The 25,419-nt window shown below is 60.2% G+C and carries 22 protein-coding genes; 14 read left to right on the forward strand and 8 right to left on the reverse strand.

The genetic code is table 11. The features are described 5' to 3' along the window. Nucleotides 1-36: 36 nt before the first annotated feature. On the forward strand, nucleotides 37-1,755 hold the full coding sequence (locus tag ONG87_RS10430; RefSeq protein ID WP_264381173.1) for a thiamine pyrophosphate-dependent enzyme: 1,719 nt from the start codon (nucleotides 37-39) through the stop codon (nucleotides 1,753-1,755). A 237-nt stretch (nucleotides 1,756-1,992) separates the two neighbouring features. Here ONG87_RS10430 and aroQ read toward each other — a convergent pair whose 3' ends face one another. From aroQ to ONG87_RS10445, 3 genes are all read right to left on the reverse strand, one after another. Then, nucleotides 1,993-2,445, reverse strand: coding sequence for a type II 3-dehydroquinate dehydratase (aroQ, locus tag ONG87_RS10435; protein ID WP_264381174.1), 453 nt, complete (start codon nucleotides 2,443-2,445; stop codon nucleotides 1,993-1,995). A 212-nt stretch (nucleotides 2,446-2,657) separates the two neighbouring features. Next, a complete protein-coding gene (locus tag ONG87_RS10440; protein ID WP_192101998.1) occupies nucleotides 2,658-3,005 on the reverse strand; it encodes a hypothetical protein in 348 nt (115 codons plus the stop codon). A gap of 258 nt (nucleotides 3,006-3,263) precedes the next feature. Beyond that, nucleotides 3,264-4,406: a cysteine desulfurase family protein gene (locus ONG87_RS10445; protein WP_185793334.1), complete on the reverse strand. Its 1,143-nt coding sequence runs from the start codon at nucleotides 4,404-4,406 to the stop codon at nucleotides 3,264-3,266. A gap of 182 nt (nucleotides 4,407-4,588) precedes the next feature. Here ONG87_RS10445 and ONG87_RS10450 point away from each other — a divergent pair, with 182 nt between their 5' ends. Next, nucleotides 4,589-5,056: an Lrp/AsnC family transcriptional regulator gene (locus tag ONG87_RS10450; RefSeq protein WP_264381175.1), complete on the forward strand. Its 468-nt coding sequence runs from the start codon at nucleotides 4,589-4,591 to the stop codon at nucleotides 5,054-5,056. A 140-nt stretch (nucleotides 5,057-5,196) separates the two neighbouring features. On the opposite strand, the gene ONG87_RS10455 is transcribed toward ONG87_RS10450, so the two are convergent. Both ONG87_RS10455 and ONG87_RS10460 read right to left on the reverse strand, forming a co-directional pair. After that, nucleotides 5,197-5,520: an RcnB family protein gene (locus ONG87_RS10455; protein WP_163007563.1), complete on the reverse strand. Its 324-nt coding sequence runs from the start codon at nucleotides 5,518-5,520 to the stop codon at nucleotides 5,197-5,199. 138 nt (nucleotides 5,521-5,658) lie between these two features. After that, complete coding sequence (locus ONG87_RS10460) at nucleotides 5,659-6,747, reverse strand: site-specific integrase (RefSeq protein ID WP_264381176.1); 1,089 nt, start codon at nucleotides 6,745-6,747, stop codon at nucleotides 5,659-5,661. Between the two features lie 78 nt (nucleotides 6,748-6,825). Between ONG87_RS10460 and ONG87_RS10465 the strand changes: the two genes are divergently transcribed. The 10 genes from ONG87_RS10465 to ONG87_RS10510 all read left to right on the forward strand — a co-directional run bounded on the left by ONG87_RS10465 (nucleotide 6,826) and on the right by ONG87_RS10510 (nucleotide 17,490). Further along, nucleotides 6,826-7,806, forward strand: coding sequence for a DNA-binding protein (locus tag ONG87_RS10465; RefSeq protein WP_264381177.1), 981 nt, complete (start codon nucleotides 6,826-6,828; stop codon nucleotides 7,804-7,806). Nucleotides 7,807-7,935: 129 nt separating this feature from the next. After that, on the forward strand, nucleotides 7,936-9,576 hold the full coding sequence (locus ONG87_RS10470; protein ID WP_264381178.1) for an AMP-binding protein: 1,641 nt from the start codon (nucleotides 7,936-7,938) through the stop codon (nucleotides 9,574-9,576). A 15-nt stretch (nucleotides 9,577-9,591) separates the two neighbouring features. After that, nucleotides 9,592-10,353 carry an SDR family NAD(P)-dependent oxidoreductase gene (locus tag ONG87_RS10475; RefSeq protein ID WP_264381179.1) on the forward strand — a complete coding sequence of 254 codons (762 nt, stop codon included), beginning with the start codon at nucleotides 9,592-9,594 and terminating at the stop codon, nucleotides 10,351-10,353. A 32-nt stretch (nucleotides 10,354-10,385) separates the two neighbouring features. Further along, a complete protein-coding gene (locus ONG87_RS10480) occupies nucleotides 10,386-11,573 on the forward strand; it encodes an acetyl-CoA C-acyltransferase (protein WP_264381180.1) in 1,188 nt (395 codons plus the stop codon). Nucleotides 11,574-11,702: 129 nt separating this feature from the next. Beyond that, nucleotides 11,703-12,752, forward strand: coding sequence for an AraC family transcriptional regulator (locus tag ONG87_RS10485; protein ID WP_264381181.1), 1,050 nt, complete (start codon nucleotides 11,703-11,705; stop codon nucleotides 12,750-12,752). A 183-nt stretch (nucleotides 12,753-12,935) separates the two neighbouring features. After that, nucleotides 12,936-13,901 (forward strand): amino acid ABC transporter permease, encoded by a 966-nt coding sequence (locus ONG87_RS10490; RefSeq protein ID WP_192136823.1) that lies wholly within the window; start codon nucleotides 12,936-12,938, stop codon nucleotides 13,899-13,901. Between the two features lie 18 nt (nucleotides 13,902-13,919). Continuing rightward, nucleotides 13,920-14,690, forward strand: a complete 771-nt coding sequence (locus tag ONG87_RS10495) for an amino acid ABC transporter ATP-binding protein (protein WP_122478071.1) — start codon at nucleotides 13,920-13,922, stop codon at nucleotides 14,688-14,690. A 97-nt stretch (nucleotides 14,691-14,787) separates the two neighbouring features. After that, the gene (locus tag ONG87_RS10500) at nucleotides 14,788-15,627 is read left to right on the forward strand and encodes a transporter substrate-binding domain-containing protein (protein ID WP_122715385.1); all 840 of its coding nucleotides are present in this window, start codon (nucleotides 14,788-14,790) and stop codon (nucleotides 15,625-15,627) included. Nucleotides 15,628-15,693: 66 nt separating this feature from the next. Further along, nucleotides 15,694-16,992: an FAD-binding oxidoreductase gene (locus tag ONG87_RS10505; protein ID WP_185793325.1), complete on the forward strand. Its 1,299-nt coding sequence runs from the start codon at nucleotides 15,694-15,696 to the stop codon at nucleotides 16,990-16,992. A gap of 27 nt (nucleotides 16,993-17,019) precedes the next feature. Next, entirely contained in the window at nucleotides 17,020-17,490 is a 471-nt protein-coding gene (locus ONG87_RS10510; protein WP_122478066.1) for an Lrp/AsnC family transcriptional regulator, read from the forward strand. Nucleotides 17,491-17,530: 40 nt separating this feature from the next. On the opposite strand, the gene ONG87_RS10515 is transcribed toward ONG87_RS10510, so the two are convergent. Continuing rightward, nucleotides 17,531-17,761, reverse strand: coding sequence for an OprD family outer membrane porin (locus ONG87_RS10515; protein ID WP_367400475.1), 231 nt, complete (start codon nucleotides 17,759-17,761; stop codon nucleotides 17,531-17,533). A 163-nt stretch (nucleotides 17,762-17,924) separates the two neighbouring features. Between ONG87_RS10515 and ONG87_RS10520 the strand changes: the two genes are divergently transcribed. Continuing rightward, a complete protein-coding gene (locus tag ONG87_RS10520; protein WP_264381182.1) occupies nucleotides 17,925-20,420 on the forward strand; it encodes a mechanosensitive ion channel family protein in 2,496 nt (831 codons plus the stop codon). A 1,099-nt stretch (nucleotides 20,421-21,519) separates the two neighbouring features. Here ONG87_RS10520 and ONG87_RS21115 read toward each other — a convergent pair. Together ONG87_RS21115 and ONG87_RS10535 are read right to left on the reverse strand one after the other, a co-directional pair. Then, nucleotides 21,520-22,866 carry a PAS domain-containing methyl-accepting chemotaxis protein gene (locus ONG87_RS21115; protein ID WP_122478061.1) on the reverse strand — a complete coding sequence of 449 codons (1,347 nt, stop codon included), beginning with the start codon at nucleotides 22,864-22,866 and terminating at the stop codon, nucleotides 21,520-21,522. A gap of 761 nt (nucleotides 22,867-23,627) precedes the next feature. Then, on the reverse strand, nucleotides 23,628-24,128 hold the full coding sequence (locus tag ONG87_RS10535) for a hypothetical protein (RefSeq protein ID WP_122478058.1): 501 nt from the start codon (nucleotides 24,126-24,128) through the stop codon (nucleotides 23,628-23,630). A gap of 454 nt (nucleotides 24,129-24,582) precedes the next feature. Here ONG87_RS10535 and ONG87_RS10540 point away from each other — a divergent pair, with 454 nt between their 5' ends. Further along, nucleotides 24,583-25,392 carry a hypothetical protein gene (locus ONG87_RS10540; RefSeq protein ID WP_264381183.1) on the forward strand — a complete coding sequence of 270 codons (810 nt, stop codon included), beginning with the start codon at nucleotides 24,583-24,585 and terminating at the stop codon, nucleotides 25,390-25,392. Nucleotides 25,393-25,419: the final 27 nt, after the last annotated feature.

The raw sequence follows: 25,419 nt of genomic DNA on the forward strand, positions 1-25,419 counted from the left end.
GCCTAAGCAGCATGACTCTCTGACCAGGAGGCCTCCATGGCCAGCAAGAAAGTAGCCGACATCGTGATCCAGACCCTGCAGCAGGCCGGGGTTCGCAACTGCTACGGCATCGTCGGCGACACGCTCAACCACGTCACCGACGCGATCAAGCGCAGCGAGATCGAATGGGTCCACGTGCGCCATGAAGAAGCTGCGGCATTCGCCGCGGGCGCCGAGTCGTTCATCAGCGGTCGACTGACGGCCTGCGCCGGTTCCTGCGGCCCCGGTGGCCTGCATTTCATCAACGGTATCTTCGAAGCCCAGCGCAACAAGGCGTCCATGGTGCTGATTGCCAGCCAGATCGTGACCAGCGAGCTGGGCATGGACTTTCCCCAGGAAGTGGACTTCAAGGCCATCTACGGCAGTTGCACGGTGTTCTGCGAACAGGTGTACACGCCGGAGCAGGCGCGCCGAGTGACTACCCTGGCCGCGCAAACCGCCTTGAACGAAGGGGGAGTGGCGGTGATCATCCTGCCATCGGACATCAGTGCTGCGGAGGTCAAGAATGACCGCCCGTTCAGCGTTCACCAGCCTCGTCCGGTACTGCAACCCAGCCCCGACGAACTGGCCGAGATCGCCGCCATTCTTGCCGAAGGCAAGAAGATCGCGATCTACGCCGGGGTCGGCTGTGAAGGTGCCCACGACGAGCTGATCGAGCTGGCTCACCGACTCAAGGCGCCCATTGCCCACACCTCACGGGCCAAGGACTTCGTCGAATACGACAACCCATACAACATGGGCATGACCGGCGTGTTCGGGGTCGAATCCGGCTACCACGCGATGATGGAGTGCGACACCTTGCTGCTGCTGGGCGCCGACTTCGCCTGGGGCCAGTTCTACCCGCAGAATGCGCGGATCGTTCAGGTCGACCGCAAAGGCGCTCACTTGGGTCGTCGCCACCCGATCGAACTGGGGGTGGTGGGCGACGTCCTGCCGACCTTGCAGGCGTTGTTGCCACTGCTGGCCGAGCGTAGCGAACACAGCTTCCTGGAAGACTGCCTGAAGGTGCGGCAGAAAACCTTGAAGACCCTGGCCCATGACCAGCGCCATACCGACGGGCATCTGATTCACCCGCAGTACCTGACCCACCTGTTGGACAAACACGCCAGCGAAGACGCGCTGTTCACCGCCGACGGTGGCTCACCCATGGTCTGGGTGCTGCGTCACATCAACACCAACGGTCAGCGCCGTACGCTCACCAGCCTGCGCCACGGCACCATGGCCAATGCCATGCCCCAGGCACTGGGCCTGCAGAAAGCCTACCCGCAACGCCAGGTCATTTCGCTGTCGGGCGACGGTGGCTTGGCCATGCTGCTGGGTGATCTGCTCACAGCCGTTCAGGAAAAGCTGCCGATCAAGGTGGTAGTGTTCAACAACAGTTCATTGAACTTCGTCCAGATCGAACAGAAGGTTGAAGGCTTGCTGGATAACTTCACCGACCTGCACAACCCGGACTTCGCCAAATTGGCTGAAGTCATGGGCTTCTACGGTGAGCAGGTGTCCGATGGCGCCAGCCTCGAAGCGGCGGTGCAGCGCTTCCTGAACCATCCTGGCCCGGCGCTGCTGGATGTAAAGGTCAATCCCGAAGAACTGGTGATGCCACCGAAGATCGAGTTCTCGCAGGTGTCCAATATGGCCCTGTATTCGGCCAAGGCCATGCTCAGCGGTCGCGCCGACGATGTGGCGCACATGCTGGTCGACAACTTCATCAAGTAGACGCTCGCGAGCGAGTGTGACCAGGCCGCCCAGTCAGACTCGGCGGCCTATTTGTTTTCCTTGCTCTCTTTATGGATCAGGTACATGACGTAACCGAACGAACCCAGGGTCGCGGTTATGATGGTCAACATGATCACACCGTCCATGACACACCTCCAGAAAATGAAATTTCGTTCAGGTGATTATGAGCGTTGGAGGCAAGTAAAAACAGATTCAGAAAGCGGTAAAAAAACCGGATCAGATGGACGTCTTGCCGCCGAGCAGTTTGCCGAAGTGGGCAATGGCCAGCTTGTAGCCGTGGGTACCGAAGCCGGCAATGACGCCCACTGCTACCTTCGATACGAATGATTGATGGCGAAATTCCTCGCGCCGATGAACGTTGGAAATATGCACTTCCAGCACTGGCACTTCGCAGGCAATCAGGGCGTCATGAATGGCGATCGAGGTATGGGTCCAGGCACCCGGGTTGATGACGATGCCGGCAACGCGCTGGCGGGCCTGATGGATCCAGTCGATCATCTGTCCTTCATGATTGGTCTGGCGGCATTCGACCGCAAAGCCCAGTTCCTGTCCGCTCTGCACGGCCATGGCTTCGACATCGGCCAGGGTTTCATGGCCGTAGACCGCAGGTTCGCGCAAACCCAGCATGTTGAGATTGGGGCCGTTGAGTATGAGGATGATCTGGGACATGAGGCTTCCTGGTCAGATGGGATCGAGCCGTGCGGGCAAGGCGCCGCGCTGGGGCGATGGGACCGGAAGAATACCGAAAAAGACGCTGTATGTGAGGGATGTGAAAACGGGTGGCATGTCCTGATGCGGTTGTACGCACCTTCTGACACCCACCCGCCTTCGATTTCGGTAACGCTGTCGGCAGGGGCACCTGGTGCCCGTCTGCCTCAGAATCAGTTACCGCTGCTACCGCCTGCGCCGCTGCCTGCACCTTTGCCCGAGCTTGCGCCGTTACCGGAACCCGAACCCATCGAGCCACTGTTGGCGCCGCTGCTGTTGCCGGTGCCGTTGCTGAATGTGCCCTGGCCGTTCGGGGTACCCGACGTGGTGCTGCCGCTGCTGCTGTTGGCATCGTTTGCGCGACCGTTGCCCATCTGGTTGCCAGTGCGGGTGTCGGTGCTGGTGCTTGGAGTCGAAGGGGTGGGTTCCTTGCCTGGAGGCACCGAACCGGCCAACGCATACATACTGGTGGCAGACAGCAGGCCAACAAGGGCAAAGCGAGTGATCGTGCGAGTGACCATGGTATTTCTCCGTTATAGGAATCGGTACGAAGATTTGGGCATCGGATTGCCATCGTCGGTGCCCTGAAGCCGACGAACGGTAGTTTGGAGATTTTCTGATGCTCCCAGGGCGGGTTATGGCTACGAACCCTTCATCGTGGGACGTTAGTCACTGCGCGGCGCCCTTTTCGCGGCCGCGGACCGCTCCTACGGGACACTCATGCCGTAAGAGCGGTCTGTGGCCGCGAAAAGAACGACGCGGTTACCAGGCCTTCGATTTCACCAGAATGGCGCGGGGGCCTGCAGGGCGGCGGCGATCACGGCAATGGCCTGGTCGACATCCTCCTGGGTGCTGTAGCGGCCCAGACTCACTCGCAAGCTGTTCACAGCCTGAGCCTGGCTCAAGCCCAGTGCCAGCAACACGTGGGATGCCGTGGCACTTGCCGAATTGCAGGCGGAGGTCGACGACACCGCGATACGGCCAGCAACGGCCTGCATTGAAAAAGACGGGCTGGCGATGCAGACGTTCAAGGTATGGGGAATCCGCTGCTCCGCGCAGCCATGGAGCGTTACACCGGTCAACGCCAGCAACCCTTCGCGCAAGCCCTGGGCCAGTTGCGCGATGTGCGCGTTATCGGCGTGCATCTGCGCCGAGGCCTGGGCAAATGCCGCACCCATGCCAACGATCTGGTGGGTGGGCAAGGTGCCCGAGCGCAGGCCCTGCTCATGGCCACCGCCATGCATCTGGGCGCGCAACGAAGGTCGCGCTCGCGGTCCGACGTACAGGGCGCCGATGCCCTTGGGGCCGTAAAGCTTGTGCGCCGACAGGGACAGCAGGTCGATGGCCATGCCGGACAAATCGATGTCGACCTTGCCGGCCGCCTGGGCGGCGTCCACATGGAGCAGTGCGCCGTGGTCCTTCACCAGCTGCGCGACTCGGGCGATATCGGTCAGGGTGCCCAGTTCGTTGTTGACCCACATCAGCGACACCACCCGGGTATTGGCTCGCAGCGCTCGAGCAACGGCCTCCGGTTGGATGAGGCCGTTGGCGTCCGGAGTGAGCCAGGTGACTTCGCAGCCAGCGGCGTGTTGCTCGCGCACGGTGTCGATGACGGCCTTGTGCTCCAGCACGCTGGTGACGATATGGTCACCCGGACGGGTGCAGCCCTTGATCGCCAGGTTGTTCGACTCGGTCGCGCCTGAAGTCCAGACGATGTCTTCGGCGGGAGCATTGAGCAGTTCCGCCACTTGCCGCCTGGCCAATTCGACGGCTTGGCGTGCCTGCTGGCCGTAGGCGTGGGCACTCGATGCAGGGTTGCCGAACAGCGCATCGCGCCCCATGCAGGCGAGCATGGCTTTGACCACGTGATCGTCGATGGGCGTGGTGGCGGCGTAATCCAGGTATACGGGGAGGGTGGGCATGGCGTGTCGACCAGGTCTGATTCAGTGCTGCCTATGTTAGCCATGCATGGAGGGAAAAAAATTGACTTCTAGGCTAGCCCAACCTGCTTTAGAGCAAAGAATTTGCCTGGAGTGGTCATAAAAGAGAATAACATTGCATCCATGCTCACCCCTATCAATCACTCAAGCAGGCCTGACCCACCGTGGACAAGTTCGACATGGCAATCCTCGAGATACTCCAGGCCGATTGCACTCGCCCGCTGGCAGACATTGCCGAGCAGATTGGTCTGGGTGGTACCGCCTGCTGGCGCCGCATACAGAAGATGGAACAGCAGGGCGTGATCACCCAGCGGGTCGCACTGCTCGATGCCAGTGCGTTGAATGTGGCCGTGACGGTGTTCGCCGAGCTGCGCACGCAGCGACATAATGCCCAGTGGCTGGCTGACTTCCACACCGTTATCGGCGAACTGCCCGAGGTCGTGGAATGCTATCGAATGGCAGGGGATACGGACTACATGCTGCGCATCGTGGTGCCTGATATCGCCGGGTACGACGCTGTGTACAAGCGGCTGATCCAGGTAGAGGGGATCACCGACATCAGCTCGACCTTTGCCATGGAGCGCATCAAGTCGACCACGGTGTTGCCCTTGCTCTACGCCAGACGCACCTAGCGCGTAGCGCCTGGCAGACCGCGGCGCCTGGTTCGCGGCCGGTGACCGCTCCTACCTGTAGGAGCGGTCACCGGCTGCGATGAAACAACGCGTTATTACCGGCCCAGACATCCTGGAATACCCGGACTAGAGCGCAAATCTCACTTCTTGACCGAAGACTTGTCGATCATTTCCACGATGGTGCCGTTCGGGATGTTCACGCGTACGTACTTGTCTTTGATCTCGACCCACTGTTCATTCTCTTCAGGCTGCGCCAGGCCGTGCTTGGCCGGGTCGATCGCCAGTTCCTTGCGCTTGTAGGAATCCGGCACCTTGTCGCCTTCCTTGATTTCGTGCATGCCATTGCCCGGACGATCCAGGGTCACGCTTTCTTCCTTGGTGTCGGTCTGGGCTGCGAAGGCAGGCACACTCAGCGCGCACAGGGCAGCAAGAGCGAGGCGGGGCAGCAGCTTGGAAGTGGTCATGATAATTATCCTTGATGGTCGAATAAGGCTCTGGTTCAGCCAAAATGTCAGCGTTGACATGCTATTGACCGGCGCCGGAGCCGATGTTTCCGCAGAAGTTTCAACATCCGGTTGCGACATCCTTGTCTTGGCCCGGAGCTAGTCGTCGCTCTTGATCAGGTCCGCCGCCTTGCTCCCCAGCAGCGACCCGGCCTGGAAGTAACCCATCACCGTCGCCACGCTGCGGTGCTCGGTCATCGCCATCACGTCTCCCAACGGCACGCCCTGGCGACCGGCCTCGGTGACGAAGCCCGAGCGCAAGCTGTGTGCCGCCCAATCCCCCTCCAGGCCTGCGAGTTGGGCCCGCCGCTTGACGATGCGGGCCACCTGGTCGCCGCCAAGCCCCTGGCTGGCCACCTTGTCGCCACGGTACAGACGTCGGAACAGCGGACCTGTAGTCGCTGGCGCGGCGGCCAGCCACGCGGCCAGCGCATGGGCGGCAGGGCCGCGCAACGGTTTCTCGCGCCGTGCGCCGGCTGTATCGGTCTTGGTAGCGCCCAGGCTATAGACCCAAGTGTCTACATCCAGCCGACGCACGTCGCCTACCTGCAGCGCGACCACTTCGGAGCGGCGTCTGCCGCCGCCACTCCAGGCCAGCAGGAGCAGGGCGCGGTCACGTATGCCGCGCACGCCGTCTGTGCAGGTGGCCAGCATGGCCTGCAGGGGCTCCAAGGCCATGGCGGTTTTCTTGCGTACGGTCACGCCCTGACGTACCTGGGCCTTCTGCGCGCTGCGCAGCAGCGTTTTCAGCGCAGGCATATCGGTCGGGCTATCCCAGCCCTTGACCCGGTGCCACTTGCCCAGCACCGCCAGCCGATGCTGAACGGTGCTATAGGCCAGCGGGCCCAGGCGGGACTTGGCCCGGCCATCGACCAGTGCGTGGTCGATGGCAACCGGCAGCAGGTGACTCCAGCTGCCGTCCTCGACGGGTCGCGCCAGATGATCGAGGACGAACTGAATCGCCACGGCCGCAGGCAACGGCGCATCTCCCAACACATGTCCATAGCGCAACTTCAACCACGCTGACCAATAACCCAGTGCGCTGCGATAGCTGCGGACCGTGTTGGCAGCGGTTCCTGCTGCGATGAACGCTTGAGCCGCGTGTGCAGTGTTTTCTGCCAGAAAGTGCAGATCCAGGGGCTGGGTTTCGATTAGCGCAACATCAAATGTATTTTTCATTACGTTCAACGTATTATATTTTAGGAATTCGTTATTTAGAGTCGGATAATCTTTCATTATCATACCTAATCCAGTGGAGTGTGTGGCATGGCAGTGGGCGTACCGGAAACCGACGTATTTGCCGCAGCGGACGCCGTGCTGGCCCGCGGCGAGCGGCCGACCGTAGAGCGCGTGCGCCTCGAGCTGGGCCGGGGTAGCCCGGCGCGAGTAGGCGCGTTGCTCGATCAGTGGTGGGAGCAACTGGCGCAACGGCTGCGGGGCGAGACCCGCCTGCCGGGGCTGCCTGCCGAGGTGGCGCAGGCATTCGTGGCCGTCTGGCAACAGGCAAGCGTGCTCGCCCAAGGGGTGGTCGAACACTCGGTCGCGGCCCAGCGCGAAGTATTGGCGGCCGAATACGAGCGGGTTGCAGGGGTGGAAGAACAGGCCCGCCGCGATATCGCACTGGCCCGGCGGCAGGTGAGCGAGGCTGAAACGGCCCGGGAAAACGCCGCAACCCGGCTGGCCGACCTGGACAAGCTGTTGGCGCAGCGTCAGGTGCAGATCGAAGACTTGCAGCAGCAGCGTGTCGAACTGCAAGGCGCGCGAAGCGAGCTGCAAGCCGATGTTGCGGCCTTGCAACAGGCCTTGCGCGATCAGCGGCAGCAGGCCGAGCACAATCGCCTGGCCCAGGAGGCCTACGTGCGCGGCGTCGAGGAGCGCTCGCACCGTGAGGTCGACCGCGCCCGTGAAGACCTGAAAGCGCGCCAGCTCGAAGCTCGCGAGCAACAGAAACAGCTCGAAGCCTTGCAAAAGCGTCTGGAGGAAACCCGCAGCGCGCTCGGTGACGCGCAACTTCAAGCAGCCGCCAGGGAAGCACGGTCGGCGCTGGCCGCCGAGCAGGGGCAACACGCGCTGCAGCAGCTCGAAACCCAGCTGCGAAGTGCCCGCGAGGCGCAGGAGGCGGCGTTGCAGGCCGCCACCGCGCAGCAAGCGCGCGCCGACATCCTGGAACAACAGCTGATCCAGCAACACGCGCTCAAGCCAAGGCGCAGCAGAGTCAGGAAACCTGATCCGGCCCCTGGTGGCTAAACCGCTCACTCAGCCTGAGCGCTGACAACATTGTCGCGAAGCCGTCCGCGGATCACTATCGAGCGGTGCCCTTGAGGTCGCAACGAGCCCAGATCAACAAGATCCCATAACAACAAGCAGGGACATGTGATGCGCGATTATTCCAGTACCGCCCAGGCTTTCGATTACCTGGACACCGCCGCGCAGGATCTGCACGGCACCCTCGATCAGCTCAACGCCTGCGTCGAATGCTGCGATCGCCACCTCGGCCAGCAGGCGGTTGCCCTGTATTGCGAGTCGCAGCACGGCGTTGCCACGCAGTACACCTTCGAACAACTGCAGGCCCATGCAGCGCAGTTTGGCAACTTTCTGCGCAACCAGGGCGTCAAGCCCGGGGATCGCATTGCCGGGCTGATGCCTCGCACCGTCGAATTGCTGATCGCCATCCTGGGTACCTGGCGCATCGGCGCCGTCTACCAGCCCTTGTTCACCGCCTTCGGCCCCAAGGCCATCGAACAGCGCCTGCAGTGCTCGCAGGCGCGCTGGGTCGTCACCGACCTGCACAATCGGCCCAAGCTCGATGAGGTCGAATGCCGTCCCGGTGTGTTGACCGTGGGCTGCGCTTCGCCAACTGCGGATGAACAGGATTTCTGGACCGCCCTCAAGCAGCAGAGCGAGGAGTGCCCGCCGACGCTGCTCGATGGCAACGCGCCGTTCATGCTGATGTGCACCTCGGGTACCACCGGCCCGGCCAAACCCCTGGAAGTGCCGCTGCGGGCGCTGCTGGCCTTCAAGGGTTACCTGCGCGACGCCGTGCAATTGCGCGCCGAAGATCGCTTCTGGAACCTGGCCGATCCGGGCTGGGCCTACGGGCTTTACTATGCGGTCGCCGGTCCGCTGGCTTTGGGGCATGCCACGCTGTTCTACGACGGCGGCTTCACCGTGGACAGCACCTGCCGGGTGATCGACAAGTACGCGATCACCAACCTCGCCGGGTCGCCCACCGCGTACCGCATGCTGATTGCGGCCGGCGAACGTTTCGCGGCCGGTGTGCGCGGCCGTCTGCGCATCGCCAGCAGTGCCGGAGAGCCGCTCAATCCGCAGGTGATCCGCTGGTTCGCCGAGCAGCTGGGTGTGGTGGTCCATGACCACTATGGCCAGACCGAGTTGGGCATGGTTCTGTGCAACCATCACGGTCTCGACCATCCCGTTCGCGAGGGCTCTGCCGGCTTTGCCGTGCCCGGCCATCGCATCGTGGTGCTCGACGCTCGGTTGCAGGAGCTGGAAGCCGGACAACCGGGCGTGCTCGCCGTGGATCGCGAACGCTCGCCGCTGTGCTGGTTCGGCGGCTACCTGGGCATGCCGACCAAGGCGTTCAAAGGCAAGTATTACCTGAGCGGTGACACGGTAGAGCTCAATGCGGACGGCAGCATCAGTTTCGTTGGCCGCAATGACGATGTCATCACCACTTCAGGCTATCGGGTGGGGCCGTTCGACGTGGAAAGCGCGTTGATCGAACACCCTGCCGTGGTCGAGGCCGCCGTCGTCGGCAAACCGGATGCCGAGCGTACCGAAGTGATCAAGGCGTTCGTGGTGTTGCAGGCGGGTTTCGAAGCCGGCCCCGAGTTGGCCGAGACCCTGCGCTTGCACGTCCGCCAACGGCTGGCGGCCCATGCCTATCCGCGGGACATCGAATTCGTCGAGCAGCTGCCGAAAACGCCGAGTGGCAAATTGCAGCGCTTCATCCTGCGCAACCAGGAAATCGCCAAGCAGCAGGCGCCCAGCGCCTGACAGGGAGACAGCTTCATGCACATTCAAGACAAGGTTTTCATGGTCAGCGGCGCCGCCTCCGGCCTGGGCGCCGCCACCGCACGGATGCTTGCCCGGGCTGGCGCCCGTTTGCTGCTGGTCGACCTCAACGCCGAGGCGCTGCAGGCCCAAGCGAGCGAGCTGGAGGCGGCCTTTGCAGTGGCCGACATAACCCAGGCCGACGCCGCCCAGGCGGCCGTGGACATGGCCCTGCACAGCTTTGGCGAACTGCACGGCCTGGTCAATTGCGCCGGCGTGGTCGCCGGCGAGAAGATCCTCGGCAAGCAGGGCGCTCATTCGCTGGAGGGCTTCAGTCGCATCATCAACATCAACCTGATCGGTACCTTCAACCTGCTGCGCCTGGCCGCCGAGGCCATTGCCAAGAGCACTGCAAACGCCGAGGGCGAACGCGGGGTGATCATCAACACCGCCTCGGTGGCTGCCTTCGATGGGCAGGTCGGCCAGGCAGCCTATGCCGCTTCCAAGGGCGCGGTGGCGAGCATGACCTTGCCGGCGGCGCGCGAGCTGGCCCGCTATGGCATTCGCGTGATGACCATCGCGCCAGGCATTTTCGAGACGCCGATGATGGCCGGCATGAGCGACGACGTGCGCGCCGCGCTGAGCGCCGACGTGCCGTTTCCGCCGCGCCTGGGCAAGCCGGACGAATACGCGGCACTGGTGTGCCACATCATAGAAAACAGCATGCTCAACGGCGAGGTGATCCGTCTCGACGGCGCGCTGCGCATGGCGGCCAAGTGAGCCGGGGCAGGGCAGATCAAGGGAGAACACCCATGCATGAAGATCCGATCGTCATCGTCAGTGCCGTACGCACGCCCATGGGCGGGTTCCAGGGCGATTTGCGCAGCTTGACCGCACCGCAATTGGGCGCCGCCGCCATTGCCGCCGCCGTCGAGCGTGCCGGTGTCGATGCCAGTGCCGTCGACCAGGTGCTGTTCGGCTGCGTGCTGCCGGCCGGGCTCGGCCAGGCACCGGCGCGGCAGGCGGCACTCGGTGCCGGGCTGTCCCACGCTACCACCTGCACCACCTTGAACAAGATGTGCGGGTCGGGCATGCAGGCCATGATCATGGGGCATGACGCATTGTTGGCGGGCAGTGCCCGCGTGGTAGTGGCCGGTGGCATGGAAAGCATGTCCAACGCGCCGTATCTGCTGGACCGCGCGCGCGACGGCTATCGCATGGGGCATGGCCGGGTACTCGACCACATGTTCCTCGATGGCCTGGAAGATGCCTACGAACCCGGACGACTGATGGGCACCTTCGCCGAAGACTGCGCCCAGGCCCACGGTTTCAGTCGTCAGGTGCAGGATGAATTCGCCCTGGCTTCGTTGACACGCGCGCGCCAGGCCATCGCCGATGGCAGCTTCGCTTCGCAGATCGTGCCGGTGAAGGTGATGCGCAACAAACAGCCGCTGCTGATCAGCGACGACGAGCAACCGCCCAAGGCCAATCCGGAGAAGATCGCCTCGCTCAGGCCTGCGTTTCGCGAGGGCGGCACGGTAACGGCGGCCAATTCCAGCTCCATTTCCGATGGCGCCGCCGCGCTGCTGCTGATGCGTCGCAGCCAGGCGCAGGTACGTGGCCTCGAACCGCTGGCGATCATCCACGGGCACGCGGCCTTCGCCGACGCCCCGCACCTGTTTCCGGTCGCGCCCATCGGCGCCATCCGCAAGCTGGTGGACAGCACCGGGTGGACGTTGGACGAGGTCGACCTGTTCGAGATCAACGAGGCCTTCGCCGTGGTCACCCTGGCCGCCATGCAGGCGCTGGAATTGCCGGCGCACAAAGTCAACGTCAATGGCGGCGCCTGCGCACTCGGTCACCCCATCGGTGCATCGGGTGCCCGTATCGTCGTCACGCTGCTGGCGGCACTGCGCCAGCGCAACCTGCGGCGCGGCATCGCCGCGATCTGTATTGGCGGCGGTGAAGCAACGGCCATTGCCGTCGAATGCGTCTACTAGGCAGGTCTTTGGTCAGGATGCTTGCTCGGCGCCAACGGATGGATTAGAACTGACGGCCGCAAGGGTAGGGCAATGAGTGCCCTACAGGCCGTTCGGTCCGTTTCGCCCAGAAGCGGTTAGCGAGGATGAGTGAACCTGACCCGAAACCCGCTCGACGCTCCATCGCTGCGCGATACGATCTCGATTCACCTGGTGCGTGAAGCCGTGCGTGACTGTCATCTGCCCCTGCAGCCGTTGCTGCAGTCGGCAGGTATCGACCCCACGCTGCTGGGCAATGACCAGGCTCGGATCCCGGTGCACAGCTACGCTCGGCTCTGGCGACAACTGGCCAGGGCGCTCGACGACGAATTCTTCGGCATGGACGCGCGGCCCTTGCGGCGTGGCAGCTTCGCTTTTCTGTGCCGAGCCTGCATGCATCAGCCCACGGTAGGCGCCGCGCTGCAGCGCGCCCTGGAGTTCCTCGCACTGATGCTGGCCGCCTACGATGGGCGTCTGGCGACCCAGCAGTCGCTGGCCGAGATCGTCATCCACGAACGCAGCGCCGAACCCAAACGTGCGTTTTCCTGCTTCACCTATTGGATGATCGTGCATGGCATCGCCTGCTGGCTGGCGGGACGGCGCATTCCGATTCTGGCCATGGAACTGCGCGGGCCGGCGCCTCGGTACGTGGGCGATTATCAGGTGATGTTCTCGCCCAACCTGCGCTTCGAACGACCCCGCACCCGGCTCATCTTCGCCGCCGAGCACCTGGACATTCCCGTGCGGCGCAGTGCGACCGAGTTGAGGCGTTTTCTTGCCCGTGCCCCGGCCAACATCCTGGTGCGCTACCGCGATCCGGACAGCCTCGGCTGGCGCATCCGCCAGAGGCTGCGCAATCTGCCGGCCGCAGAGTTTCCAGCCATCGAGACCATGGCCAGCCAGTGCGGCGCTTCGGTGGCCACGCTGCGTCGGCGCCTGGCCGAGGAGGGTGCTGGCTACCAGGCGCTCAAGGACAGCGTGCGCCGGGAACGCGCGGTGCTCTGGCTGGCCGAGCCGCAAGCGACCTTCGAAGACATCGCCGAGCGCCTGGGCTTCGCCGACGCCAGTTCCTTCTACAAAGCGTTTCGCAAGTGGACCGGCGCAAGCCCCGGCCACTATCGCAGCCTCATCCTCGATGGGGTTGGCCCAGACGGCGCCTAGCCAGGCCGTACCAGTGACGTGGAAAACGCCACCGGAGCGGCGAATCGTTCGCGCTTTACTGCGTTTGTCAGGGCCTGCCCGCCAAATCTGCCGGATCTACCATCGAATCAATGCAAAGCGCAGGGTGCTCGCCAGCGTTTTGCGCGCCCATAATGAAAACACAACAACAAAGGTGTCCATGCCATGTTCAAGGACCACATCGTCAAGCCCCGCGCCACCGACAACCTGACGTTCATGGGTACCGTGGCTGCCGTCACCTTCGCCGTCACGCTGTTCGCCGGCCTCGGCGAGAGCGGCCTCGGCCGTCTGATGGCGCCGATCCTGCTGGACCTGCACGCACCGCTGGCCCGTGACCTGGCCGTGGCAGTCACCTTCACCTTGACGCTGGTGCTGAACCTGTTCGTGTTGGGACGGTTCCCCTTGCGGGCGCAGATCATCACGGTGTGGTGCGAGCTGTTGCTGATGTTCCTGCTGTTCTTCGACACCTTCGACCTTTCCTACGCGTTCATCGCCACCAAAGTCGGTTTCATGATTACCCAAGGGGTATTCACGACGGTTTACGTGTCTGCAATTTCCATTGCCATCGCGTTCGTACTCGCTTTGCTGGGCGCCACCGCGCGCCTGTCGTCCAACGGTTTCGCCATCGCGATCGCCAGCTTCTACACCTCGTTCTTCCGTGGGGTGCCGCTGCTGATCCAGATCTACCTCATCTACCTGGGCATCCCGCAGCTGGGCTATGTGGTCGGTGCCGTGCCGGCCGGCATCCTGGCGCTGTCGCTGTGCTACGGCGCGTACATGACCGAAATCTTCCGCGCCGGCATCAGCAGCATTCCGCGCGGGCAATGGGAGGCGTCCAGGGCCATTGGCCTGTCGCCACTGCAAACCATGTTGCGGGTGATTCTGCCGCAGTCCATGCGCCTGATCATCCCGCCCACCGGCAACCAGTTCATCTCCATGCTCAAGGACAGCTCGCTGGTGTCGGTGATCGGCGTCTGGGAGTTGATGTTTCTGGCACGCACCCAGGGCCGCGCGGAGTTTCGCCATCTGGAGATGCTGATCACCGCCGCGGTGCTGTACTGGTTGCTGTCGATCGTTCTGGAAACGGTCCAGGCCCGCCTGGAAAAACACTTCAACCGCGCCCACCGCTGAGCCGTCCAGGAGCTTGAGATGAATCGATCGAACGTTGCCCACGATCTTCCCCAGCAAGCCGGTGTTCGTGTGCGCAAGCTGAACAAATGGTATGGCGAGTTCCACGTGCTCAAGGATATCGACCTGCATATTGCCAGCGGCGAGATCGTGGTCATCTGCGGGCCCTCGGGCTCGGGCAAGTCGACGCTGATCCGCTGCCTGAACCTGCTGGAAGACTTTCAGCAGGGCGAGGTGATCATCGGCGACACCCCGCTCACCCGCAGTGCCGCCTGCGTGGCCGGCATACGCCGCCAGGTCGGCATGGTCTTTCAGCAATTCAACCTGTTTCCGCACCTGACCGTGCTCGACAACCTGATGCTGGGGCCGCGGCTGGTCAGCCGACTGAGCGATGCCGACGCCCGTGCCCTGGCCCATGAATACCTGGAACGGGTGCGCATCGGCAACCAGGCCGACAAATACCCGGGCCAGTTGTCCGGTGGCCAGCAACAGCGCGTGGCCATTGCCCGGGCGCTGTGCATGCGCCCGCGCATCATGCTTTTCGACGAACCCACCTCGGCGCTGGATCCGGAGATGGTCAAGGAGGTGCTCGACGTAATGGGCGAACTGGCCCAGGACGGCATCACCATGCTCTGTGTGACCCATGAAATGGGCTTCGCACGCCGCGTGGCCGACCGGATCATCTTCATGGACCAGGGTTGCATCATCGAAGAGGCCAAACCGCAGGATTTCTTCGATAACCCAAGACACGAACGTGCGCGCGAGTTCCTTTCGCAGATTCTCAGCCACTGAGCGCGCGAGCTGCGCGCCGGAACCGGTCACGGATTCACCCATGCTGCACACGCCACAAGAACGATAACCGCGTACCGCTGCTCTCTGGAGGTTCACCATGACGTCGCTGACCCGCTTGTTCACCGCCGCCGCACTGGCCGGCGTCTTCACGGCCGGAGCCGGGGTTGCCTGGGCAGGCACCACCCTGGACCGCATCAACTCGACCAAGGTCATGAAAGTGGCCACGGCGGCCAACTGGCCACCGCAATCGTTCCTGGGGCCGGACAATGCCCTGCAGGGCTTCGACATCGACGTGGCCACCGAGATCGGCAAGCGCCTGGGCAGCAAGGTGGCGTTCGTCACGCCCGAGTACGGCATCATCACCGCCGGGCGCTGGTCGAACCGCTGGGACATTTCGGTAGGGTCGATGACCCCGACCCGTGAGCGGGGCAGGGTGCTCGACTTCCCTGCGGTCTACTACTACACCCCGTACGTGTTCGCCGTGCACAAGGCCGCCGCCGGCACCAAGACCGCCGACCTCAACGGCAAGATCATCGGCGTCGAGGCCGGCACCACGTCCGAGGACTACATCAACCGCCGGCTGACCATCGATGCGGCCGACGTGCCGTCCTTCACCTACGACGTCGAGCCTGGCGAGGTAAAAACCTATGGCGACAGCATGGGACCGCTGGACGACCTGCGCATGGGCAACGGGGTGCGCCTCAACGCTACCTTGTCCGCACTGCCGACCATCAGTGCCGCCATCAAGAATGGCTACCCGATCGTCCAGGTCGAGGGCAAGCCGGCCTATTACGAACCCCTGGCCATCGCCGTCGACAAGGGCGACGACGCCTTCAACGGTGCGCTGACCAAGATCGTCGATGAGATGAAAGCCGACGGCACCCTCAAGCAGCTTTCCGAAAAATGGTACGGCGCCGACCTCACCAAGGTGCAGTGACCTGCCGGCGTGCCGTGTGCCGGGAGCACACGGCACGCACCCGCCCGATGAAGGATGACGGACCTCATGTTCAGCTATATCGACAACTATTACACCGCGACCATGCGCGAGGCACCCGTGCGGCCGCCGCTCGCCGGCAAGGTCTGCGTCGATGTGTGCATCGTCGGCGGCGGCCTGGCAGGGCTGAGCACCGCCTGGGAGTTGGTGTCGCGCGGCAAGTCCGTGGTGGTGCTGGAGGCGGCGAGGGTGGCCTGGGGCGCTTCCGGGCGCAACGGCGGGTTCGTCTTGCAAGGCTGGTCCGAAGGCCTCTCGGCCATCGAGCAGCGCTGCGGCAAGGACACGGCTGCCGACCTGTTCAAGCTGTCCCTGGAAGGCGTGGACAGCGTGCGCGAGACCATTGAGCGGCATTCACTGCCGGGTTGTGCACCCAGCCGGGGCAAGCTGAGCGTCAGCCGCTTCGACAACGCGGATAGCCTCCAGCGATTCAGCGAGCGCATGGACCGCGATTTCGGCTTCACCCTGGATTACCTCGACCGCGACACCCTGCGCACCCTGCTTGATACCGATCGCTACCACCAGGGGCTGCGCGACACCCATGGTTTCCATTTCCACCCACTGAACTATTGCCTGGGCCTGGCCGATCTGATCGAGCAAAAAGGGGGCGTGATCCATGAGCAGTGCGCCATGCTTCAGGTCGACAGCCGAGCTGGGCGCTCCCAGGTGTCAACGGCCCACGGCAGCGTCGATTGCGTGGATGTGGTGTACTGCTGCGGCGGCTACGGCGGCCCGGAATTCGGCAAGTTGCACCGTGCCTTCCTGCCCATCGCCACCTACGTAGTGCTCACCGAACGGCTGGGCGCACGCCTGCAGCAGGCAGTACGTACCACTGAAGCCGTCGGCGATTCTCGGCGAGCCTCGGATTACTACCGTATCGTGGATGGCGATCGGCTGCTGTGGGGCGGCCACATCACCACCCACAACCTGCAAGACGAGCAGCGTCTGGCGCAACTGCTCAGCGCCGATATCCTCGATGTCTATCCACAGCTGCAAGGCTTGAAAATCGACAAGGCCTGGTCTGGATTGATGGGCTACGCGAGGCACAAAATGCCCCACATCGGCCCTTTGGGCCCCGGACTGTGGTCCTGCGCATCGTTCGGCGGGCACGGCATGAACACCGCGCCGGCCGGGGGAAGGGTGATTGCCGAGGCCATCTGCGGCGAATCGGACCGCTACCGCTTGTTCGACCGCTACGGGCTGCAGTGGAACGGGGGCCCATTCGGCCCCCCGGCGGCGCAATTGGTGTATACCGGGTTGAAGATCATGGACAAGTTCCAGGAACGAAACGCCGGCGCAGGGCCGCGCTAACTCTTTTACAGGCAAGGTCGACACGGCATGGACGCACACCCACCCGGCACATTGTTCAACCTCACCGAGAACGACCGGCAACTGCTGGCGTTGCTGCAAGCCAACGCCCGCGAGCCGACCGCTTCACTGGCGCGCAAGCTCGGAGTGTCGCGCTCCTCGGTGCAGGAGCGTATCCAGCGGCTGGAGAAGGCCGGCGTCATCACCGGCTACAGCGTGCGCATCGACCACGACCGGATACAGCCCACCATCAACTGCTTCACCATGACCTCCTGCACCAACAAGAGCTACACCGACGTCATGACCACCTTGCGCAAGATCGAGGCAGTGCAGGCTGTGTACGCGGTGTCCGGGGAGTCGGACTTCATCATTCACCTGGCCACCGGGACGCTGGGCGAACTCAACGCCGAGCTGACCCGGATCAACATGATCAAAGGCGTGGCGCACACGGCGTCGCACATCGTGATGGAGACCAAGTTCAGTCGGAAGCTGAGCGTGTAGGAAAGTGGATGCCCGGTGAATGATTCACCGGGCAGGGTGCCTAGAGGTTGATCGGGTACTGGGTGATGAACCTGACGTCGTCAAGGTCGCCGCTGAACGAGTTGCGGTAGGTGGCCTGTCGCACCCGGAAGGTAAGGTCTTTCAGCGGACCGCTTTGCACTGTGTAAGCCGCCTCCAGGTCGCGCTCCCATTCACTTTGACCGCTCGCGCCGTTGGCGAGGATGATGTTGTCGCCGCGCAGGTAACGTGCGAGTTGAGTACTGTCTTCGATAGTTTGAGCTTCACCGCCGCGGCGGCGCGCGAGATGAGGGCACGGCTCGTTGGGGAAACGCGTCTGGTTCTACTCGACCACCGCCTGTGCGACCTTAATCTTCGCTTTGCAGCGTCGTCTATGATAGTGATTGACGAAATCAACCTCGGTATTGGTGCGATACATGCCCGAGAAATCCACCATCCGGACGTGTCAATCAATGCGCATGATGCTCACCTCAGCGCTGTATAACGCCCTTGGCTGCTGGGCAATGCTGGCATTTCTAGGCTTTGCAGGGTTTGCCAACGCCGATAGTCCACGAAGTGGATCTACAACGCCTAACCTGGCCCCTACGAATGCTCTGCCCATCGCGCTGACGGACATTCTTGAACGGGCCGACGAAGATCAACAACGCGTGGACAGTGTAAAGCGACTACTCGCCGCGCCGGATCCAGTCGATTACTTGGGCGCCCAGCTCGACAACATTGCATTTCCGGTCACGGCGAAGCAGCAGACGGCCCATAGCGTCGTGTTCGGTGAGCTGCCAGCCATGCGCATCCAAAGCCTGGCCAGGCACTGGGAGTTCGACGTCCGCCGCCTGGAACGGTGGAACGCACAAGCGCGCAGAGCGTTCAGCCCTTACTCCGACAGCGCCCTGCAGTTGGCTCAGCGCCGCGCCGTGTGGGCCTCGACGCAAGAGGCGAGCGTGCTCGACGGGCTACCTGTGGTTGTGTCCGCGCGCATCGACAGCATGCTGGCACAGATTGATGCGAGCCAAGCGGCCCTGGGCGGAGAGCTTTCCCGGCAGTTTGCGCTGATGCAGCGCGCAAGCGAGCTTAATGCCAGTATCGAAGCAGGGACTCGCGAGGTGGCTTCGGCCCTGGATGACCTTGACCGTCGGCTGCTTCGTATAGATGTGGCCCCGCTTTGGCGGGGTCTGGGGTCGAGCATGGGTCAAGCGTCGACCTGGGACGCCATGTGGCGGGGACTCGAGATAGAAGGGCAGTTCGCTCGCGACTACAATTCGGCAGGCACCCGTAACCAGCTGGCGCTCACTTTGATTCAACTACTGCTGCTACCCCTGATTCTATGGTTGGTGGTGCGCAGCCGACGCACAAGACAGCAACAGGCAGAACCGGAAAAACCGACGCGTGCCCTGCGCCGTCCTTTCTCGGCCTGGCTGCTGCTGTGCATGCTGGCCGTACTGGTGCTGGAGCCGGATGCTCCGCTCCTGGTCCAGGAGGTCGCTCTGCTGGTGGCGCTGGTACCTGTACTGCGTTTGCTACCCAGTGGAGCGTTACGTGCACTTGGCGTGTGGCCCTACATTGCAATTGCCATGTATGGGCTTGATCGCCTCGGTATCCTGGCAGTCGACAATGGCGGGGTTTACCGGCTCTACCTTCTGGCGATGGACAGCCTGGCCCTGGTACTGACCCTCTGGCTACTGTGCCGCGCGATGCCTGCCCTCAAGCGTCCTGACAATCGGCTGCAGCGAATCATGCGTCCGGTCGGATGGGTCGCTACAGCCCTATTGTCTGTAGCGCTAGTCGCGAACATCGTGGGCAATACCTCTTTGGCCGAGGCGCTGACCAGTGGCGTAACCGATAGTGGCTACATGGCGCTGTTGCTCTATGCAGGCATTGGCGCCTGCGTGGGGCTGTTCCAGGCGTTGCTGGGACAGCCGGAAATTGCCAATCGAAACTTCGTCCGGCATCAGGAAAAGGCCTTGCAATCGGGCTTCACTCGTCTGCTGATGTTCGGCGCCGTCATCGGCTGGCTTCTTTACAGTATGGATCGCTTTCGCGTTTTACGGCCGCTCTATAGCGCGACTCACGCAGTCATGGAGTTTGGGATCGATGTCGGCGAGGTGTCGATAAACATAGGCCATCTGCTGGTGTTCGTTTTCTCGGCCTGGATCGCTTTCTGGACGGCCCGCACGGTCAGGCGTCTGCTCCGCGCCGAGCTGCCCAACCATGGCAGCTTGCCGCGGGGTGTAGGTAACAGCATCGCGTCGCTCAGTTATTACGGCGTTCTGCTAATAGGCTTGCTGGTTGCACTTTCAGCGGCTGGGTTCAAAGTCAGTCAGCTGACACTCATATTCGGCGCGCTCGGCGTGGGCATAGGGTTCGGGCTGCAGAATGTGGTGAACAATTTCGTCTCTGGCCTGGTATTGATGTTCGAGCGGCCGATACAACCTGGCGATCTGGTCGATGCTGCTGGGACTTCAGGCACCGTGCGCGAGATAGGCTTGCGCGCGACCATCCTGCGCACATCGGATGGCGCCGACGTGGTGGTACCCAACGGCTTGTTGCTCAATGGCAACCTCACCAACTGGACCCTGTTCGACAGAAGTCGACGTATCGAAATCCCCATAGGCGTGGCCTACGGCGCAGACCCTGGCAAAGTGATCGCCTTACTGAACGCCGTCTTGGAAGAAACACCAGGTCTGGCCGAGCAGCCTGCCCCTGTCGTGGTATTGGTTGGGTACGGGGAGGGCGCCTTGAACTTCACGGTCAGTGCATGGACTCAGGATCTGAGCAGTTGGGCAAGGCTGCGTGGTGAGATACTGAGCCGTGTGCTGGCCACGCTTGAGCAGGCCGGGATCTCGGTGCCCTGCAAGCGGGTCGATGTGAATCTGCTAGAGATGGGAAAACAAACCACGCTAACCTCATCGTCTTGAACGGCCACAATGGGCAGGGATGCCGAGTCCGCTGGACGAACGTGCAGCGCGGGCTGTGTCCGTTGCGCGGCGCTGGTGTACTGATTAACGTAAGCACTCTCTGACTGCCGGATAGAACGCACTGGACTAACTAAACTAAATGACTATTTAGTAGAGTTAGCGTATTTTAGCTGATTTTAGCATCATGATAGGGTGCTTTCTACGCAGTAACACTATGAGTCGGGTTTATTCATGTCGCTAACGCCGACTGGCTGATCCACGCCAAGCCGCTAGCATTAAGGCGGTTAGCCATCCAAGCGGCAGAATCAGAAAACCGCCCAGTATCTCGGCGTCAAATTCCCCCAGGCCTGACCAGCACTGTCGGTCAAGGGTTGTTTGCGTTGTATGGAACGAACACTCCACAGCGTTCGTGCAGCTGGCTGATCAACGCATAGGGCTCGTGTTGTGAGCGATTGCGCATGGCTTTGGCTCATCCGGTTCAGGTGTCTGATAACGCATCCTGTAGCCTGGCGGCCATCGCTGGACGAAGCTGAACAGACGGTGCGTGGTATGGAGGCCTGAATGTCCTGGCGGACAGGCGATGATCCCAGATCGCGCATGCCAAGCTGGTTGATTACCAAGCAAGGCACGGATTGATCTGCAGCTACGTATTGTGAATGTGGGCAAGAACGCTTGCACAGGTGACAAGCCTTTAGGCAACCATGAGGGTTCAGTCGAACAGCGTCTAGTGAACGTAGCGTCCGCAAGCCAAGGAATGGGCGTAGCTGGACTGCACGAATGGCGGGTTCATGGCAAAGGCCGATCCCTGGCTTGCAGAGCCAACCCTGCTGTGGAGATTACAGGATGCTGCATTGCGCATAATGTATATTATGTTAAATTACGTGTTTGTCTTAAGCTGCACTCAACTGTCCAACGTCACATCGGCGGACTTCGCCTTATCCTGGCTTAGCGCCAACCGCCAGCTGTTGCCGACCGGCAGCAGCTTTGGCGTACAAATCGTAAGCAGACATCGAAGCGAGAGCTCCACTTTCTACGCGAATGCGCTTAGGGATTAACGGTATCGCTGTCCGCTGCGTAATCGACACTGACCTTTAACCAGCTACTTTTTCCCGTGCCTTGAAATAAAGTCAGCCTCATCCATGCGGTTGGCAAACATGCTAACCGCTTCCACGGCATCACTTGCACCGTCCCGGATCTGGACAATCACTTGCCCAGCTTGATCAGCTAGGGTAACGCCTCGGTTGGCACCCTCTTGAGTGGCGTTCATGCTCGCAACTGCCTCACGTGTCTCCGCGAGAATCTTGCCAATCATCTCTGCGATTTCCTTGGTGGAGCCGCTAGTACGTCCGGCGAGCTGCCTTACCTCATCGGCCACGACTGCAAATCCCCGCCCTTGATCGCCCGCCCGAGCCGCTTCTATAGCAGCATTTAGCGCTAGAAGGTTAGTCTGATCAGCAATACCGCGAATAGTATTAACGATCGCCGTGATCTGCTCCGAGCGATCCCCCAGTTGCCCTACTAATCTAGCGGAAGAGCCAATGTTTTCCGCAATCTGGCGCATCTCTCGCGCAGTTTCCTGGATCACAAGCGTGCCCTGCTCAGCGACCTTTTCGGTCTCGGCTGAAATGTGATAGGCTTTTGAAGCCCCATGCGCGTCCGCTTCTTGCGTCTCTACCTTTGACGTAATGTCGCTCGCGAATTTGACAACTTTATAGACTTTGCCATCCGTATCGAAAACAGGATTGTAGGTCGCTTCTAACCAAACGACGTGGCCATTTTTGCCAATTCTTTTGAACTGACCGCCCACAAATTCCCCTCGGTTTAGCTTACGCCAAAACTCGGCGTATTCGGCACTGTTGACCAGAGATGGCTCACAGAAAGCTCTATGATGTTTGCCGCTAATATCTGCCAACGAATAGTTCATGACTTGCAGAAAATTACCATTGGCTACCAACACCTGCCCGGATGGGTCAAATTCACAAATTGCCATGGCGCGATCCACTGCGTTGAGCTTGCTGCGGGTTTCATTTTCCAGAAGGACTTTTTGAGTAACATCCAAAGCGTATTTGACTACTTTGACAACACGGCCTTGGGCGTCGGTCACAGGATTGTAACTTGCCTCGAGCCATACGCTTCTGCCCGACTTGTCAATACGCACGAAAGTGCCGGATATAAATTTACCTGCACGCAGAGACGCCCAGAGGTCTGCGTACTCAGTGCTACTTAGCATTTCCGAATCGCAGAAATCACGATGTTTTTTACCCGTCAGTTCCTCTGCGTGGTACCCCATAATGGTGAGAAATTTATCGTTAGCGCGGATAATTTTTCCGTCTGGCTCCAGCTCGACAACAGCCATCGACTTTTCCAACGCGCCCATCAATCCTTTGAGTTCCGCTACTTCGGCCTTCATGGCTGCCAGTTCAGTTCTATCTTTACGTCCGAACATAACGTGCCTCTTTTTGGTTCATAGGAAACTCGTTGTTGTGAAGGTATCGGCTTAACACATTAAAGCTGGAGCGACTACTCGCCTGGTCAGACGAACGGTGCGTTATAAGCCGGTAGTCATATTTATCGATTGGCTACGAAATCGCGACAGATTTTGCGAAATGGCTAGCCTCGCCACGCCTTGTGGTGATATTAAATCTATCTCGAATCGACAACGTGCTAGTGTTTGGGCACCTTGCTCAGCATATATTGGATATCCAGCTGCAGTGCGCTACGTTCTTGAAAACTTAACGTGACTGGAACTGCTTTATTCCATCGGACGTCACGAATCCCATAGCGACTTGCGATGTGTTCAAGAGAGGTCAGATCTACGACTACGCCGACATGTACGCCATGCCGTACCAAAACACTCAGCCATGCCCTTTCCAACCACATCGAATCCCGACTGACTATTAATAGCTTCTTGGTTTCAAACAACATGTAGTGTACTTCGTAGATTGCGTCCAATCGAGCTGGCTCCTCTTGAGTACCTACTCCGAACAACATGCGTGATGCCATATCTTCCAGCCTTCAGCTCATCCGATAGCATTTTCTTATCGTGCTCGCTGTTTATCAGAACTCTACGCCCGAATTAAACGCTGCCATCGCAAAGCGCGCTCTTCATCCATCACATCGCATTCGACGAGAATTACTGTCTCGCGGGCATCGAAATTGATAGCTAGCCGATATAAGCTTAATCTCTGCAGTTACCGAAAATACTCACTACAGCTTTAATTTTGACTTGAACATCAATACATTTGCTTTAGCTTTCGGCACCTTTATTGAGCTGCAATGAACGCCCTCTGCAAAAAGATTAATCTTTATACCCTTGAAGATACGTCTATATTTCTCTAATTCAAGCTTCGCAGCGGCCTCTTGAAAATCGCTCTCCTCACCCGCTCTATTGAGCAAAACGCTGAGCATCGTCTCGGTGGATACAGCTATGCAGATCAGACCATTTATAAATTCTAGAAGTTTGCACCTAAGTAAAACTAAGTTTTCTATGTTGAGGTCTACGAGGACGGAATAGGAGGCACTGTCTGCCCGGTAAATATCCGCGGGTATTTTGTGCACAGGGGCCGGCCTACCTATATTCTGCTTAAGAGCCCCCGCGAGATCATGAGTAGCCGCATCCAAAATGAGGTTGTACCGAGCGGCAATTGCTTGTAACGATTCTAGATCCTCAACACACTGTTTTAGCATTGGGGTGCTTAGCTTTCCCATGGAGTCTCCGCTTTTGAGATGCCTACTCGGGGTTGGGTTCTTACCAGAACGTGACCCTATCTGTTAACAGACTGCAACCCGGAGGAGCAGCCTCTACACTGTTAGGCTATTAAACTAGCCATCCGCGGATAACTAGGCGCACGTTTGCAATATTAGCCATTGCGCTATAGACGCCGACGTCACAGCTACCGGTATTGAACACGCTTGCCCACTTGCTGTATCCGACTGACTAATCAGCACAACCATTGCCGATAGCGGGTACTTTGCCCGATAAGCGCTAGAAGATGCAAGGAACCAAAAGAAACATTTTTGGGTCAAGTTTCAAAGCCACGTAATGGGCCCTATACTGTATGCTAGCTCACAATCAAATATTAATCCTGACCCCGAACGATTTCTCAAGACTATGAATAGAAATGACGTGATGAGTTACGTGGATGATGTCAGGTGTAAAATTGTGAGCGGCGACATTAATAAAGCCATCTTTATGCATTTCGATCTAATGATGACCACCTATCAGCAAAAACCCTTGTTTTATAAGCACATCTTAAAACACGATAGATTTATGGTTGTCGTGACTTTGCTAAGCTTTAGCTTCAAGAACCCGAAGATGCCGCTTTCAAGGGTCAAAGAATTCTGCCGAGATCGTGATTATATGTCGGCCAACAGTCTAGACTCTTTGTTCTCACTGTTTGAGATTACCGGCTTCATGGACGTGATTGCAGACGAGGAAGATGGACGACAGCGACTGTATAGGCCTACAGCAGCAGCGTTAAGCACGGCGAAGAATTTAATCAACGCTTACACGAAGCCGTCCGAGGGGATGATACCCAACGAAGATAGACTCAATCGAGTAACGTTGCCGCATGACCTCGTACCGTATTATTACAAAGGTTTTTCTAAAGTACTTGATGCCAATATAATGCTCGGTCATCAACGAACTGATGAGATATGGATTATGAACAAGGACGGCGGCCATTTACCAATGCTCGCCCTATATGTCGACAACCTAAGGAATTCCTGTTCAAAAACAGATCAAAAAGTTGCGACCTACAGCGATCTGTCTTCTCGACTTGGAGTATCACACACCCACATTATAAGAATAATAAAGGAAGGCGAATCCCGTGGATATTTCAAATGCAATAAACACCAAGTCCAGCTGCAACCTGAGTTTACAGAATTAGTGCACAGAGTGATGGCGAGCCATTTCGCGATCGCAAGGGTCAGCCTAGAATTAGGCATAGCGTGCTCGGATAGCTCAATCTAATATACTGCGGACCATCGAGCACTTTGC

This window comes from Pseudomonas sp. MM227, assembly GCF_947090715.1.
In the GTDB taxonomy this organism is placed as follows: Bacteria; Pseudomonadota; Gammaproteobacteria; order Pseudomonadales; family Pseudomonadaceae; genus Aquipseudomonas; species Aquipseudomonas baltica.

What these genes read in the sequence shown, in the direction of transcription:
- ONG87_RS10465 (WP_264381177.1), top strand. Translation starts at nt 6,826, where the DNA reads ATGGCAGTGGGCGTACCGGAAACCGACGTATTTGCCGCAGCGGACGCC.
- ONG87_RS21115 (WP_122478061.1), bottom strand. Translation starts at nt 22,866, where the DNA reads ATGTTCGGACGTAAAGATAGAACTGAACTGGCAGCCATGAAGGCCGAA.
- ONG87_RS10510 (WP_122478066.1), top strand. Translation starts at nt 17,020, where the DNA reads ATGGACGCACACCCACCCGGCACATTGTTCAACCTCACCGAGAACGAC.
- ONG87_RS10500 (WP_122715385.1), top strand. Translation starts at nt 14,788, where the DNA reads ATGACGTCGCTGACCCGCTTGTTCACCGCCGCCGCACTGGCCGGCGTC.
- ONG87_RS10430 (WP_264381173.1), top strand. Translation starts at nt 37, where the DNA reads ATGGCCAGCAAGAAAGTAGCCGACATCGTGATCCAGACCCTGCAGCAG.
- ONG87_RS10490 (WP_192136823.1), top strand. Translation starts at nt 12,936, where the DNA reads ATGTTCAAGGACCACATCGTCAAGCCCCGCGCCACCGACAACCTGACG.
- ONG87_RS10440 (WP_192101998.1), bottom strand. Translation starts at nt 3,005, where the DNA reads ATGGTCACTCGCACGATCACTCGCTTTGCCCTTGTTGGCCTGCTGTCT.
- ONG87_RS10535 (WP_122478058.1), bottom strand. Translation starts at nt 24,128, where the DNA reads ATGGGAAAGCTAAGCACCCCAATGCTAAAACAGTGTGTTGAGGATCTA.
- ONG87_RS10520 (WP_264381182.1), top strand. Translation starts at nt 17,925, where the DNA reads ATGCCCGAGAAATCCACCATCCGGACGTGTCAATCAATGCGCATGATG.
- aroQ (WP_264381174.1), bottom strand. Translation starts at nt 2,445, where the DNA reads ATGTCCCAGATCATCCTCATACTCAACGGCCCCAATCTCAACATGCTG.
- ONG87_RS10480 (WP_264381180.1), top strand. Translation starts at nt 10,386, where the DNA reads ATGCATGAAGATCCGATCGTCATCGTCAGTGCCGTACGCACGCCCATG.
- ONG87_RS10475 (WP_264381179.1), top strand. Translation starts at nt 9,592, where the DNA reads ATGCACATTCAAGACAAGGTTTTCATGGTCAGCGGCGCCGCCTCCGGC.
- ONG87_RS10455 (WP_163007563.1), bottom strand. Translation starts at nt 5,520, where the DNA reads ATGACCACTTCCAAGCTGCTGCCCCGCCTCGCTCTTGCTGCCCTGTGC.
- ONG87_RS10445 (WP_185793334.1), bottom strand. Translation starts at nt 4,406, where the DNA reads ATGCCCACCCTCCCCGTATACCTGGATTACGCCGCCACCACGCCCATC.
- ONG87_RS10470 (WP_264381178.1), top strand. Translation starts at nt 7,936, where the DNA reads ATGCGCGATTATTCCAGTACCGCCCAGGCTTTCGATTACCTGGACACC.
- ONG87_RS10495 (WP_122478071.1), top strand. Translation starts at nt 13,920, where the DNA reads ATGAATCGATCGAACGTTGCCCACGATCTTCCCCAGCAAGCCGGTGTT.
- ONG87_RS10505 (WP_185793325.1), top strand. Translation starts at nt 15,694, where the DNA reads ATGTTCAGCTATATCGACAACTATTACACCGCGACCATGCGCGAGGCA.